At 31.1% G+C, this 14,905-nt stretch carries 16 protein-coding genes and 1 tRNA gene; 9 read left to right on the top strand and 8 right to left on the bottom strand.

The window, feature by feature from the left end:
* Positions 1–72 precede the first annotated feature (72 nt).
* Positions 73–453, bottom strand: coding sequence for a DUF4870 domain-containing protein (locus tag LG651_RS09145; protein ID WP_226695830.1), 381 nt, complete (start codon positions 451–453; stop codon positions 73–75).
* A gap of 188 nt (positions 454–641) precedes the next feature.
* On the opposite strand from LG651_RS09145, the gene LG651_RS09140 reads away from it, so the two are divergent.
* From LG651_RS09140 to LG651_RS09125, 4 genes are all read left to right on the top strand, one after another.
* Positions 642–1,397 (top strand): T9SS type A sorting domain-containing protein, encoded by a 756-nt coding sequence (locus tag LG651_RS09140; RefSeq protein ID WP_226695829.1) that lies wholly within the window; start codon positions 642–644, stop codon positions 1,395–1,397.
* A 313-nt stretch (positions 1,398–1,710) separates the two neighbouring features.
* Positions 1,711–2,478, top strand: a complete 768-nt coding sequence (locus LG651_RS09135; protein ID WP_226695828.1) for a DUF3108 domain-containing protein — start codon at positions 1,711–1,713, stop codon at positions 2,476–2,478.
* A gap of 4 nt (positions 2,479–2,482) precedes the next feature.
* On the top strand, positions 2,483–2,992 hold the full coding sequence (locus tag LG651_RS09130; protein ID WP_226695827.1) for an FUSC family protein: 510 nt from the start codon (positions 2,483–2,485) through the stop codon (positions 2,990–2,992).
* A gap of 66 nt (positions 2,993–3,058) precedes the next feature.
* Positions 3,059–4,063 carry a M28 family metallopeptidase gene (locus LG651_RS09125; protein ID WP_226695826.1) on the top strand — a complete coding sequence of 335 codons (1,005 nt, stop codon included), beginning with the start codon at positions 3,059–3,061 and terminating at the stop codon, positions 4,061–4,063.
* Positions 4,064–4,288: 225 nt separating this feature from the next.
* Here the strand turns inward: LG651_RS09125 and LG651_RS09120 are convergent.
* The 3 genes from LG651_RS09120 to rlmF all read right to left on the bottom strand — a co-directional run bounded on the left by LG651_RS09120 (position 4,289) and on the right by rlmF (position 6,139).
* A tRNA-His gene (locus LG651_RS09120) sits at positions 4,289–4,364 on the bottom strand.
* Positions 4,365–4,455: 91 nt separating this feature from the next.
* Entirely contained in the window at positions 4,456–5,175 is a 720-nt protein-coding gene (gene bshB1 / locus LG651_RS09115) for a bacillithiol biosynthesis deacetylase BshB1 (protein ID WP_226695825.1), read from the bottom strand.
* Positions 5,176–5,251: 76 nt separating this feature from the next.
* A complete protein-coding gene (gene rlmF / locus LG651_RS09110; protein ID WP_317197715.1) occupies positions 5,252–6,139 on the bottom strand; it encodes a 23S rRNA (adenine(1618)-N(6))-methyltransferase RlmF in 888 nt (295 codons plus the stop codon).
* Positions 6,140–6,244: 105 nt separating this feature from the next.
* Between rlmF and LG651_RS09105 the strand changes: the two genes are divergently transcribed.
* Positions 6,245–6,901 (top strand): HAD family hydrolase, encoded by a 657-nt coding sequence (locus LG651_RS09105; protein WP_226695824.1) that lies wholly within the window; start codon positions 6,245–6,247, stop codon positions 6,899–6,901.
* A gap of 14 nt (positions 6,902–6,915) precedes the next feature.
* Here LG651_RS09105 and mscL read toward each other — a convergent pair whose 3' ends face one another.
* A complete protein-coding gene (mscL, locus tag LG651_RS09100; protein ID WP_226695823.1) occupies positions 6,916–7,365 on the bottom strand; it encodes a large conductance mechanosensitive channel protein MscL in 450 nt (149 codons plus the stop codon).
* A 249-nt stretch (positions 7,366–7,614) separates the two neighbouring features.
* On the opposite strand from mscL, the gene LG651_RS09095 reads away from it, so the two are divergent.
* Entirely contained in the window at positions 7,615–8,214 is a 600-nt protein-coding gene (locus LG651_RS09095; protein ID WP_226695822.1) for a SatD family protein, read from the top strand.
* Positions 8,211–8,927, top strand: coding sequence for a DUF3307 domain-containing protein (locus LG651_RS09090; RefSeq protein ID WP_226695821.1), 717 nt, complete (start codon positions 8,211–8,213; stop codon positions 8,925–8,927). Before LG651_RS09095 ends, LG651_RS09090 begins: the two co-directional genes overlap by 4 nt.
* Here LG651_RS09090 and LG651_RS09085 read toward each other — a convergent pair.
* The 3 genes from LG651_RS09085 to LG651_RS09075 form a co-directional block, all read right to left on the bottom strand.
* Entirely contained in the window at positions 8,910–9,788 is an 879-nt protein-coding gene (locus LG651_RS09085; protein WP_226695820.1) for an FkbM family methyltransferase, read from the bottom strand. The two genes, LG651_RS09090 and LG651_RS09085, sit on opposite strands and share 18 nt — an antisense overlap.
* Positions 9,789–9,793: 5 nt before the next feature.
* On the bottom strand, positions 9,794–12,988 hold the full coding sequence (gene ccsA / locus LG651_RS09080) for a cytochrome c biogenesis protein CcsA (RefSeq protein WP_226695819.1): 3,195 nt from the start codon (positions 12,986–12,988) through the stop codon (positions 9,794–9,796).
* Between the two features lie 193 nt (positions 12,989–13,181).
* Positions 13,182–13,568 (bottom strand): group III truncated hemoglobin, encoded by a 387-nt coding sequence (locus LG651_RS09075; RefSeq protein WP_226695818.1) that lies wholly within the window; start codon positions 13,566–13,568, stop codon positions 13,182–13,184.
* A 58-nt stretch (positions 13,569–13,626) separates the two neighbouring features.
* On the opposite strand from LG651_RS09075, the gene LG651_RS09070 reads away from it, so the two are divergent.
* Both LG651_RS09070 and LG651_RS09065 read left to right on the top strand, forming a co-directional pair.
* A complete protein-coding gene (locus LG651_RS09070) occupies positions 13,627–14,394 on the top strand; it encodes a Rossmann-like and DUF2520 domain-containing protein (RefSeq protein ID WP_226695817.1) in 768 nt (255 codons plus the stop codon).
* Complete coding sequence (locus LG651_RS09065; RefSeq protein WP_226695816.1) at positions 14,375–14,905, top strand: KdsC family phosphatase; 531 nt, start codon at positions 14,375–14,377, stop codon at positions 14,903–14,905. Before LG651_RS09070 ends, LG651_RS09065 begins: the two co-directional genes overlap by 20 nt.

Below are 14,905 nucleotides of genomic sequence, written 5' to 3'. Positions count from 1 at the left end.
CTATTTTTTTTTCTAAATACAAAAAAACGCCTACAATTGTAGGCGTTTAATATCTCTTAATATAAAATAACACTAACTAATAAAATTAAGAGATAATGGGTAGCTAGGTAATTCGCCATTACTAGCTTTTATCGTGTTTATAATTGGCATAACAAAAGCCAAAATACCTATAAAAATAAGTGTTAATAGACCTAAACCAAATAGTAATATTAAAGGAATACTTAATACAGAATATACAACAATGCTTAACTGAAAGTTAATTATAGATTTTCCATGAATATCTAAACCTTCTACGTTATCTTTTTGTGTTGCCCAAATTATTAATGGTACAATTAACCCACCAAATCCTGTTAAACAAGTAAGTAATTGAGACAAATGTGTTAATGCTAATAATTGGTTATCAGTTCGTTTTAGAGTGTAGTAGTTCGTTTCCATGATTAATTTGTTTTTCATTAATATGACGTTTATATGCATTTTTTGTTACATTTTTTTTAGATAATAAAAACCATAACGAGGTTATTTACAGTTTATCGATAATTTTTATATTATAAATCCTACAAAATTATATATTTTTTACATTTTATCGATTTTTTAAACATTTTATCGTTAAGGTTTTATATTTTCGTACAAAACCCAATAACATGCCCCAAAAAATATTTATCTATTTCATATTAGCCTTTATAAATGCAACCAATGTATTTGCTCAGGCAAATACACAAGATAATCGAATTAAAATATGGCTTTCCTTTACAGATCCAAACCAATATATGCGTATCATTGGGCTGGGCTATATTGAAAACACTACACACGACTACGATAACGGTTACGACGCCAGAGCTTTTAACGATAATAAAAATGAAATGTACTGGGTAATGAACAACCATAATTTATGTATAATGGCTCTACCTGAATTTGATAAAAACGAAACATTACCTTTAGGTTTTAATATATACACTTCTGGAAATTTCACTATTAAATTAAATAAATTAGAGAACCTTCCTGAGAATATAAATATTTATTTAAAAGACAACGAAACAAATTTAAGTTATAATCTATCAGAAACACCAGCGGAAATATGGATTAACGAAACTATTGATGTTACCAGATTTAGTATCTCCTATCAAGAAAAAAATGCTCTTTTAAATGTTGACTCTAAAGAAAATATAGAAAATATAAATTTAACTTATTTAAAAAATAATGCCGTTTTAAAAATAAATAATGTTGAAAGCAATGCTATAAAACAACTAGCTATTTACAATACTAGTGGTAAAAGTGTTTTAAATATTAAAAACAATATTACATCACATGTATCTATTAACGCATTAAAAAATGGTATTTATATTTTAAATTTAGAAACTGCAATGGGTACTAAACGCTTTAAGTTTATTAAACACTAGAAATTTACAATGTTTTTTCTTCAAAATTGCATTAAATAAATATCGTTCTTCAAATTATAAAGTGGATATTCATTCTTACCAAAGGTATTATTATCGCATTCTTAATGAAGTCGTTTTGTATTCACGACACATATATAACCAATACATTTATAACTTTTAGGCAAAAACAAATAACATCACAATTCGTTACAAGACATCTTAACGTGAAAATACTTTATTCTTTAAATTAAAAAATTAGATTATTTGTGTTTTGCATTGTATTTTCGGCACAATAAATGTTATACCTAACGTTATTAACCCTAAAAAGTACTTTATGTTACGATTATCTTTTATTTGCCTATTTATGTTTACCGTTGCTTTAAATGCTCAAAACACAGCAGTTGGTTATAACGAAAAATTAGTATACACGGCATCTTATAACATGTCTGGTATTTTAACAGATTTGGCTCAAATTAACATGGAAACTAGTCCTGTTAAAACATCGAAAGCTACACTATTACGTTTAAAATGTACCGCAACTACATACAGTAAATGGGATAACTTTTTTAAAATTAGAGATTTATACGAAAGTTATGTTAGCCCAAAATCGCTAACACCATATTTGTATAACCGTTCCATAAATGAAGGCGGTTATTTCAAAAAAATGAAATACACCTTTAGCCATAAAACAAAAACGGTTAAAACAGTTCAAACTAAAAGTAAAAACCGTGTAGAAAATAAAACCGTGTCTATTAACTCTGGGACTAAAGACATTATATCAACACTTTATTCCGTTCGTTTACTCGATTATTCCTCAATGACAAATGGTAAAACTATAACCCAGAATATTATTTTCGACAGAAAGGAGTATAAAGTACAAATAACTTATTTAGGTAAAGAAACTATTTCTACCGCTATTGGTACTAAATCGTGCTATAAAATTGCCATAGGATCTGCCGACAGCAACGTTTTACAAGGAAAAAACAGCAATGTGTTATGGCTTACAGCCGATGCCAATAAAGTACCTGTTTACGGAAAATTTAAAATCCCTGTTGGTAATGGCGAATTAAAAATTAAATCGGCATCAGGCTTAAAAAATTAAGAAAATGAAAAAACTATTAACCATTTTAGGCATAATTGCCTCCGTTTTTACTGTTATACTGTCGATATTACCAATTTCTAACTTGGCAGTAATTCCTGGGATTATAGCACTTGCACTAGCTGGTTTTGCTTACTATTTATCTAAAAAATCGGGGGAAGTAAAAAAAATCATACCATTTACCTTAATGCTTACTGGTTTAGCTTTAATATTAACCACATATAAAGCCATGTTTACAGAAACAGTTGTAGAAGACACCAAAGTTTTAGAAGAAACAGAAATTAAACTTGAAGAAGAGGCGATTGAAGAATTAGAAGAACTAGATATTGAAGAGTTAGAAATTGATGAAGCCGAAATTGAGGCGATTGATATTGAAGAAAGTAACCTTGAAATTGAAGCAGAAGACTTAAAAAATATTGATATTAATGAAAATGTTGATGCCCAGGAATTAGAAATTATTGAATTTGAAGACGTTGAAATTGATGAAACCGAGTTAGAAAATCTCGAAATTGAATAGTAAACAACTCTAATTTTTAAATTTAGTAAGCAAATTATAATATATTTGTAAAAATTATAATTAACATTGAAAAAATTATCACTATTTGCAATTATTGCTTCTTCATTAATTTCGTGTAGTTCATCGCAAAACAAGTCTAAAAGTGAAAACTTAATTGAAACTTATGCACAAACCATAAATGCTGAGGAGTTAAAAGAGATGCTCTACATTTATGCTTCAGATGAATATGAAGGACGAAAAACAGGAGAACCAGGACAAAAAAAAGCTATCGCGTTTATAAAAAATGTCTACGTTGAAAACGGCATTCCCTCTCCTATTTCAGAAAATGATTACTTTCAAGAAATCCCTGAATCCTATTTTCATCATGGCATAAAAGCTTCAGAAAATGTTTTAGCCTACATTGAAGGCTCTGAAAAACCAGATGAAATTGTTATTATTTCTGCGCATTTAGACCACATCGGCATATCAAGCGATGGCGAAATAAACAACGGTGCCGACGATGATGGCTCTGGAACAGTTGCGCTTTTAGAAATTGCTGAAGCTTTTAACGAAGCCAAAAAAGCAGGAAATGGCCCAAAACGTTCCATTTTGTTTTTACATGTTACCGGAGAGGAACTTGGACTTTACGGCTCTAGTTATTACACCAATGTCGATCCTATTTTTCCTTTAGAAAACACAGTAGCAGATTTAAATATCGATATGGTTGGTCGTGTAGATGCCAAACATGAAGGTGGCGAAAATTACCTTTATTTAATTGGATCGGATAGATTAAGCACCGAATTGCACGATTTGTCCGAAGAAATTAACAAAAAGTATTTTAATTTAAATTTCGACTATACCTATAATGCCATAAACGATCCTAACCGTTTTTATTACCGATCGGATCATTACAATTTTGCAAAAAACAACATACCCGTTATTTTTTATTTTAATGGTACTCATGCTGATTACCACAGACCAAGTGATACTCCAGATAAAATTAATTACGAATTTTTAGAAACAAGAACGCGTTTAATTTTTGCAACGGCTTGGGAAATAGCAAATAGAGAGGAAAGAATAAAAGTAGATTAACTTTATTCTGAAAAAAACAATAGCCTTTTATAATTTTTATAAAAGGCTTTTTTTATGTTTTTAATGGCTTATCACGTAAACAAAAGAAGCCCCTCCAAAAAAGGAGAGGCTTTTATTTTTGGGTGGAAGATCGGTCTCCCTTCGTCTGCGCTCAGGATAAACTTCTCGACCGATAAGTTTAAAAACAAAAGAAGCCCCTCCAAAATCGGAGAGGCTTTTATTTTTGGGTGGAAGATCGGTCTCGAACCGACGACCTCCTGAACCACAATCAGGCGCTCTAACCAACTGAGCTACAACCACCATTTAAGCGCATAATTAAATGCGAGTGCAAATGTAAACATTTACATGGTTTCTACAAATACTTTTTTTATTATTTTTTAAATGTTTTTTATCTATTTGATATCAAACAAACTATCTACGGCTACATAACGCTCAACAGTAAAACCTTCGGCATACTCCACTCCTACTAACCTACCTAAATCTCTTGCACGGTAGTTTACGCTATCGGTAAAGTTTTTACTCGATATGGGTGTTTCTGGTTCCTTACTGTCGGCGTTATAAAATTGAGTTTTATAAGCTAAAACCGAATTCATTTTAACCTGCATATACCCAGAAATATCTACTACAAAATCCGGATCAATTGGTTTCCATTGTATATAATGATAAACACATTTTGGTCTGTGAGCTTGTTGTAAATCGCCATTTTCATTTCTGGTTTCAATCTTTATCAATCCGCTTAAAAAACAGGCATCACTAACTAATTTACTGCCTTTGCCATGGTCTATATGTCTGTCATCAATGGCGTTACATATTACTATATCAGGCTGGTATTGTCGTATTTTTTCAATTACTTTAAGTTGATGTGCTTTATCATTTACAAAAAAGCCATCATCAAATTTTAAGTTTTCCCTTACTGTAACTCCTAAAATTTTCGCTGCATCACTAGCTTCGCTATAACGTGTTTCAATAGTGCCACGAGTACCTAATTCGCCCCTTGTTAAATCTATAATTCCAACCTTTTTGCCGCTTGCGACTTCTTTAGCAATCGTTCCACCACAACCAAGTTCGGCATCGTCCGGATGTGCACTAAAAACAAGTATATCTAGTTTCATAAATTTTAATTTTAAGCTAAAAACGTTAATTTAAATAAAAAACAACTCGGTTTTATAAAATTATTAGCATTTAAGTTTATTCATTTATAAATGTCCATGCTAAAATTCGTGATATTTTTTGACCTTGCCCCATATTAATCACTTTAATTTTAACAGCTCCTAATTTGGTTAACGATGTATTTAAGTCCTTAATTAATTCTTTTTTAGATACTAAAGAGGTAAACCAAATACAATGGTTTTTAAACAAACTACTCTGGTAAATATAGTTATGAAGAAATGCTTTTTCTCCACCTTTATAAATCAATTCATTGGTTGTGCCCGAAAAGTTTCTAACTAATTCGTTTTTTTCTGACGCCTTTAAACCTTTTAACTTTCTTAAAGTTGCTACGTTGGCTTCAGCTTCATCTTTATAAAACGGCGGGTTGCACATGCTTACCGTGAATGCATCCGAGGATTTTATAATACCTTTTAAAATTTGTTGGCTGTTCTCCTGATATCTTAATTTAATAACTGGCCCCAAATCATTTTTATCAATAATATTTTGAGCATTTTTCAACGATGTTTTATCGATATCGGTTGCTACAAAACTCCAGTTATATATGGCATTTCCAAGTAACGGATAAATGCAGGTAGCTCCTGTTCCAATATCTAAAACTTTTATGTTTTTCTGCTGTTTACCTTCGTTTACTAAATCATTTAAATAATGAATATAATCCGCACGCCCAGGAACTGGAGGACATAAATTTACATCGGAAAAATCCCAAAATTTCACATGGTAATATTTAAACAATAAAGCTTTGTTTAATGCTTTTACTGCATTAGGATTGGCAAAATCGATTGATTGGTTCCCGTATTTATTAATAACAACAAAAGCTTCAAGCTCTGGATAAATTAAACATAAATCATTTAAATTATATCCTGCTTGGTGTTCGTTGTTTGGGTGTAATGCTGCTTTTCTTTTAATTTTATTCTCAATTTTATTAGGCTAAAGTGCCTATATAATTTTAAATCACCAAAAGAAATTTAGGAAGCCTTTTTAATTTCATATATATTCGCTAAAAAAAGGGATATGCTTAAAGCTGTAATTTTCGATATGGATGGGGTTATTATTGATAGTGAACCCTTGCATTATAAAGCTTATCATCGTATGTTTAACGATGTAGGCATTAAGGTTTCTAGCCAGTTATACGAATCGTTTACAGGGCAATCTACTTTAAATGTTTGTAAGCGCTTGTGTGATACTTTTAGCTTAAAAGAAGCCCCAGAAACCTTAGTAAAAATAAAGCGTAAACACCATAAATACATTTTTGAAAATGATGATGATTTACAACTTATTTCTGGTGTTTTGGATGCTATAAAAGATTATCATAAAAACGGATTAAAACTTGTATTGGCATCGTCGGCATCCATGAAAAGTATTGAACTTGTTTTTAAACGTTTTAATTTAGACCCTTTTTTCTCTGCAAAATTTAGTGGTGCCGATTTAAAACAAAGCAAGCCACACCCCGAAATTTTTATAAAAGCGGCGCAATCTACAGGTTTTACAAATGAAGAATGTGTGGTTATTGAAGATTCTACAAACGGTATAAAAGCTGCCAATGCTGCAGGTATTTTTTGCGTTGGTTACGATAGTTTACACTCAACAAACCAAGATTATAGCACTGCCAATTTAGTTGTAACTAGTTTTGATGCTATTTCTTTTGATAAATTGAACAAGGTTTTGTAGTGATTTTGAAAGATTTACGGCTTTTTACTTAATTTTAATAACTTATTTTGCTCTTCCATTAAATCGGTAAGTTTTGTTAGCAATTCTATATCCTTTGGGGTTACAACTGTTTTATCTTTAGAGTCGTGAGATTTATTTCGTAATCGGTTCATAAATTTAACTATTATAAATACAGTAAAACCTATTATTAAAAAGTCTACAGCAGCTTCAGCTAAAGCACCGTAGCCAATAGCTACTTCTTCGGTTTTTATTGTTCCATCTACATTATTTACAGCATCTTTTAATATAATACGCTTATCTTGGAAATTTACGCCATCGGTTAATAAAGATAAAGGTGGTAAAAATACTTTTTTAACTAAAACATCTACAACTTTATTAAAGGCGGCACCAATAATTATACCTATGGCCATATCCATCATATTACCTTTTACAGCAAATTCTTTAAACTCCTTAAATATTTTCATAAACTAAATTTTTAATTATTTATAACAAAGTTAAAATTCTAACCTTAATTATCCGTTAAAAAAAAGATAATTTAATATATCTGAATATTAGCATATATTTTTGAATATCTGATAAAAAAAGTATATTTTCGCATAATATATAATTAAATGAAGCTGAACAGTTTATGTAAAAGGACACAACTTTAGTGTTTCTTTTAAACTTTAACTAAAGTTAAATTAATAAAACAGCTACAATTAAAGTTAATTACAATGATAGCCATACTAACAGGAGACATAATAAACTCAAGGGCAACCGAACCTGAAATTTGGTTAAACACACTAAAAGAAACACTTAGCCTTTTTGGAAATGCACCTAAAACCTGGGAAATTTTTAGAGGCGATAGCTTTCAATTAGAAGTTAAGCCCATAGAGGCTCTTTTTGCTGCTATTTTAATAAAATCGGTTATAAAGCAATTTAAAAACATGGATGTTCGACTTGCTATTGGCTTAGGAGACAAAACATATGAAACTAATAATATAACCGAATCGAACGGCACTGCATTTATTAATTCGGGCGAATGTTTTGAAGATTTAAAAAAAAATACATTAGCTATAAAATCGAATTTTAACGATTTAGACTTAACTTTAAACCTTATGTTTGAGTTGGCACAATTAACCATGAATAATTGGACCACCATTTCATCAACCATAATAAAAACAACCTTATTAAATCCCGATTTAAACCAAAATCAATTGGCTAAATTACTAGGCAAATCACAAAGTAATATTAGTGAAGGTTTAAAACGTGGTGGTTTTGATGAGATGCAAAAACTCATGAATTTTTACAAACATCAAATAATTAATTTATGATTGCCCTAGCCATTAAACTTATTTTAGCTCATTTTGTTGGCGATTTTTTGTTGCAACCAAAAAAATGGGTAACTCACAAGGAAACTTACAAGCACAAATCGAAATACTTGTATTTTCATATTTTAGTGCATTTCGCTGCTTTAATTGTTGTTTTACAAGCCAATGTAAACTACTGGTTAGGTGTTTTAATTATACTAATAAGTCATTATATTTTTGATGTTTTAAAATTATTCCTAAAACCAAAAATGAATTCTAGAATTTTGTTTGGTCTAGACCAACTCGCGCATCTCGTTGTAATAGCGCTGGTTATTAAAATTTATAATAATTATACCTTAGACTTTGAGGTCCTCTACGAGACAAAATTTCTATTATTCCTTACAAGCATCGTTGGTATTACCTATGTTTCGGCAATTTTAATGAAAACAATAATATCGAAATGGGACTTAACCGAATACACCGAACAAGCCTCTCTAGAAAAAGCAGGCGCTTATATTGGTATGCTGGAACGTCTATTTGTTTTTGCTTTTATAATTACAAATCACTGGGAAGGTATTGGCTTTTTAATTGCAGCAAAATCGGTATTTAGGTTTAGCGATTTATCGAAAGCTACCGATAGAAAACTTACCGAATACATTCTAATTGGTACCTTACTAAGTTTTGGTTTAGCTATGGCATTTGGTATTACGTACAATTATTTAATACACCTTATTTAGGAAGTTTTTAACGCATTTATAAAAATCTGCTTCTTTAGTTTTTGGCACTAAAACATAATCGCATAAACTAATATTGTCATGTACTTCAATGGCATCTAACTTTTTAAAACCTTGTAAATCGTTATTCTTTTTTATTACTCTAAATATGATATAATCTAACTCCTTTAATAATGCTTCAATTTTACGTTGTCGGTTAATTCTAAAACTATTTTCAGGAGTATAAGTTGGTAAAATTTCTATTATAATGATGGGTTTATCATTAATTAAACAACTTTTAAAACTATTTAAAACTTCTAATTCACCACCTTCCACATCAATTTTTAAAACAGAAACAGTATCAAAATTATGTTTACCATTAATAGAGTTCCAAGTTGTTAAAGGCACATCAATACTTTTTTTTATTGAAGACTGATTTCTAAAACCATTTACTATTGAAGCCGAAGGATCTGTTTTACTATTATTTGAAAAGTACAAAGCCCCATCTCCTACTTCGTTTGAAATGCCAAATTGAAAAATGCGAGTATTAGTAAAATTATTTAAAGCTACTAATCGTTTTAAATAGTTATAACAATCAGGATTTGGCTCAAAACCAATGTAGTTAATTGTAGGTGAAACACTTTTAACCTTCAATAAAGTCTGACCAATATTTACGCCAACATCAACAAAACTATTTGTAATAAATGGAGAAATAGTATTAAGCAAACTAAGCATCCAAGGCTCAAAATCGAACAAATAAGCTTGCCCCATATTATCGTAAACAGGAACTGTAATTTGCTTGTTATTAAGGGTGATTTCCTTTTTAAAGCTTAAATATTTAAAAACTTTTAACTTATTTAAAACTTTAAAAAGGCGAACATTCATTTTTTCTACTTTTTGTAAAACTTTGCATAGCCTCTGTAGCTAACAAAACCTAAAATAGCAATTATTCCACAAGCAATACCTATAAATTTTAAACTTACAATTTGATCGCCACTTGCATAACTGTGTAAACCTGCTAAGTAGAAATTAACACCAAAATAAGTCATCATTATACTTGCAAAAGCAACTATGGATAATAAGTTATAAATCCAACGCCCACGTAAACCAGGAACCAAACGCATGTGTATTACAAAGGCATAAACCATAATACTAATTAAAGCCCAAGTTTCTTTAGGATCCCAACCCCAGTAACGTCCCCAACTTTCGTTAGCCCACATACCACCTAAAAAGTTACCAATAGTTAGCATAACTAAACCAACAGTTAAAGCCATTTCGTTAATTATTGTAAGTTCTTTAATGTTTAAATCCATTTTAGCTTTATTATTTTTATTGGTAAATGCCATTAAAAATAGTGACACAACACCTAAAATCATAGCTAAAGTAAATGGACCGTAACTAGCAACAATAACTGCAACGTGAATCATTAACCAATAACTATTTAAAACAGGTTGTAGATTAGCAATTGCTGGATCCATCCAATTCCAGTGTGCAATCATTAAAATCATGGAAGTAACAAATGCTGTTGAAGCTAAAGTTAAATCACTTTTTCTACCAAAGGCTAAACCAAAAAACATAGTTGCCCAAGCTACGTAAATCATAGACTCGTAGGCATCACTCCATGGCGCATGACCAGATATATACCAACGTGCTATTAAGCCAGCCGTGTGTAAAATAAAAACGCCATAAATAATAAACTTAAAAATATTAACCGATACGTTTAATGCTTTGCTTTTATCTTTAAATATTTGAATTATAATTAAAATAAACATTAAAGTACCTGCATACATATACCAACTAAACAACTTCTTAAAAATGTCGTATTTGTTATAAAGTATTTCAGTTTTAATTTTTTTATCGCTTAACATAACCTCTCCACCGTACTTTTGCTGAGTTTTTTTAAAGGACTCCACAATTTTTGAAGCTTGAGAAAAATCACCCGATTGTTTAGCTTGATTTAAAGTATATAAGTATACCTCTAATCCATTTTTTATAAAATTGGCATAAAGCGAATCTTGTATAGGGACTGCACCTAATTTGTATTCGTAGGAAGAAATCCATTTATTGTTTTCGTCCTCTGGAATTGGAAATAATTTTAAAGATGCGCCTTGAATGGTATTATAGAGTAAAGTAACTCGTTCGTCTGTTTCTTTTATTTTTTTCTGATATCCGTTAGGAATTGAAGCACTGTAAGCTTCCTCTAAATACGGACTTAATTTATATGAACCATCTTCGTTTATAAAATCGTTTAAAGCAAAATGTTTTCCTTCTTTAGGTACACCAATTATAGTTCTTAAAGAATCGGTTTCCATTGGACGCAAATAAATAATTGGCACATTGTACCAAAATACCGGACTTTCTTGCATTGAAAGAAATACTTGATCTGCAGATAAACCTTCGTATGCATCGCTTTTACTTAGCTTTCTTAACAACTCTGAAGCATAAGTGTTAACAGGCATCATACGACCACTTAAATCTTGAATTACCAAATGCCCAAACTCATCGGCATGATCTTTTGGAGAAACATTAGCCTTTAAAAGCGAGTCTATTTGAGATTTACTTGATTTTTGTGGCGTGCTGTGATTATGTCCATCGTTAGCAGAATGTTCTTGAGCTAAACCATGTAAACCAACAAATAACAATAAAATAGTGGCGGCTTTTATTTTTTTGGCTTTAACCTTATCTAATTGCTTTTTTAAATCGCCAAAACGCGAACTTTTAGTAAATAAAATAGCCATTAGGCCTAAATACAACATTAAATACCCAAAATAGGTTATCATAGTTCCCCAATAATCATGGTTTACAGATAGTATTGTTCCTTTTTCGTCAGGATCGAAACCAGATTGAAAGAACCGATAGCCTTTATAATCTAAAATGTTATTCATAAATATTTTATAGTCGAAACTTTCAGCTTCCTCATCAATAACCGTAACTTCACTTGAATAAGCAGAATAGCGTTTTTCGGTTCCAGGATATTTTTCAGCTTCAAAATCGTTAAGCTTCACAGAAAATGGTAATTCTAAAACTTTCGAGCCGTAGTTTAAAGCAATTTCTAATCCTCCAACTTCAATTTGCTCAAATTTACTATTGGTTCCCATGCCACCTATTAATCCTACCTTTTTAGTTTCTCCGTTTGCAGTAACGTTTAAAACCACACCATCTTCATCGTTTTTAAATAACTCTGATTTTTTAACCACATCGAACACACCTTTAACTACAGGTTTAGGAAACACCACTTGCATGTTACCAATTACATATCTAGCTCTTAATGCTAATGGTTGTATGGTATCTTTAATTAACTTACCCTGTGCCATAGTTGCCATAACCATATACTCACCTTCAAAAGGAGAATTGATAGTTAAAGAATCGCCATAATTTGTAATATTTATAGCACCAGGCGTTGGTTTATTTAGTGCAAAAAGTATGTTGTGTATACTTGCTACTTGACCTTCTTTTAAAAAATGATTATGTGGTCCGTTTTGTCCAGCTTCAACTAGTTTTAGGTAAGATTCTCCGGTTTCATCCGGCACGATATCTTTTTCTGCACCAACAACAAATTTTTCTAGCTCAAAACTAACTGGCTGATTGTTGTATTTAGTTTCTAAGCTAAAATCGTTATCCATTCTTCCTGAAAAATCAACTTTATCTTGAACAGTTAACCTTTGGCGAACACCATCAATCTCATAATCACCATCAATATAGGCCGTAATATATGTTTCTCTTGATAAAAATGAACTTTCTGTTGCTCCTTCTCGAATTGCCATCATACCTTCAAACCCAGTATAACGCGTAATAAATGCTCCTAAAAGAATGAAAATAAAGGCAATATGCAATATAAAAGTTGCCCAATTTTCTTTTTTATGCAGGTTGTAGCGCTTAATATTTCCAATAAAATTAATTAGGAATACAGCCATAATAGCTTCGAACCACCAGGTGTTGTAAATTAAATTTCGTGTATATGGTGTTGGCGATGTTTCTTGTCCGGCATCTAAAAATGTACCTGTTGCCATAGCAGCGGCAAAAACAATAAATAAAATGGCGGTAAGACGTGTTGAAAAGAGAATTTTGGCTAGTTTATTTTGCATAATTTCACCCTTTTTTTAAAGGTTTTGCAAATTTAACCAATTATGTTTATTTGCGGGTGTTAAAATTAACTTAATAAAGGTTGTTTCTTTTGGTTACACGTTGCTTGTTGCTGGTTTCTGGTTGCGTTAAAATCTAAATTAGAAAACAACACACCGCAAACTAAACAGAACAACACCAAAGACCAACAAGCAACTACTCCATTCTTGCCTCAAAAATTTTCAAATACAAAAAAGTACTCATTTTGCGGGCTCTATTTTTGGCTATTTCTGCATATTCACCTTCAAATAACTCATTAACAGTTTCTAACCATAAATTTAACCATAAGCCAAAGTGCTCTTGTGTTATTAAATTGCTGTTCTGTTGATCAACTTTAATATGCTGCTCTAAAGGGTCGCCATAATATTTTGTTTTTAAAAACAAACTCGACTCCCAAAAACTGGTTAAATTTTCTAAATGCAAATCCCAATTTTCTACACCTTCAAAAAATGGTGCCAAAACCGCATCATTTTTTACTTTTTCATAAAATGACGACACTAATAAATACACATCTGCTCTAGTTTGTAAATCGGCTTTTTTCATATAAAACAAAGATACAAGAATCACTTACTTATTGATCTTTTATTTCTATTTTTGCGAAATGATTTCAGTAGTAATTTTGGGTGCTGGTAATGTAGCCACACATTTATTTAAAGCTTTACAAAAAAGCAATGAGGTTAGTGTAAAACAATGGTATAACAGAAATATTAAATCGATTTCATCGTTTAAAAATGATGTTGAAATAACAGATAATTTAAACGATTTAGTTGAAGCCGATGTTTATATTTTAGCCGTTAGTGATGATGCCGTTTCAGAATTGTCGTCGCAGTTACCATTTGAAAATCGTTTAGTGGTTCACACGTCTGGAAGTGTCAATATTCACGATTTAGACAAAAAACACAAACGTGGCGTATTTTACCCCTTGCAAAGCTTTAGTAAAAATGCTAAAATAGATTTTGCAAACGTACCCATTTGTATTGAAACCATTGAAAAACCGTGTTATCATACTTTAAAAGCCATCGCGATTAGTTTGGGTAGTCCAACAAAAAAAGTAAATAGTAATCAGCGAGGTGTTTTACATTTAGCAGCCGTTTTTGTTAATAATTTCACCAATCAATTATATCGTGTTGCACACGAAATTACCGAGAGCGAAGGTGCCGAATTCGATTTACTAAAGCCATTAATTTTAGAAACCGCTTTAAAAGTACAAGACCACTCGCCTTACATGGCACAAACTGGTCCTGCAAAGCGAAACGATAAAAAAACCATAAAAAATCACTTAAAACTTTTAAATAGCGAACATCACGAAACTATTTATAAGTTGTTAACAGAATCTATTCAAATAACACATGGAAGAAAAAAGCTATAAAGAATATTTAGAACATATTACAACTTTTATTTTCGATGTTGATGGTGTACTTACCAACAGCACCGTATTGGTTTCTAATGATGGGGAATTACTTAGAAGCATGAATGTAAAAGATGGTTATGCTATTAAAACAGCAATAAAACGTGGTTTTAACTTTTGTGTAATTACCGGAGGAACTAACCAAGGTGTAAAAAAACGTTTAGAAGGTTTAGGTGTTAAGGCCATATATTTAAATGCTCATGAAAAAATTAATGAGTTTAACGATTATTTAGCCACACAAAATATTAAAGCAGAAAATATACTTTACATGGGCGACGATATGCCCGACATTCCTGTAATGCAAGTTGTTGGTTTACCATGTTGCCCACAAGATGCTGTGCCAGAGGTTAAAAATGTTTCTAAATACATTTCTCATAAAAAAGGTGGTAAAGGCGCTGCTAGAGATGTTATCGAGCAGGTTTTAAAAGTACAAGGTAAATGGGCTGGAAATTTCTCGGCTAAAAACGATTAA

It is taken from the genome of Neotamlana sargassicola (assembly GCF_020523965.1).
In the GTDB taxonomy this organism is placed as follows: Bacteria; Bacteroidota; Bacteroidia; order Flavobacteriales; family Flavobacteriaceae; genus Neotamlana; species Neotamlana sargassicola.
The sequence above is the reverse complement of the archived record's forward strand: the minus strand, read 5'-3'. Positions and strand labels throughout refer to the sequence as shown.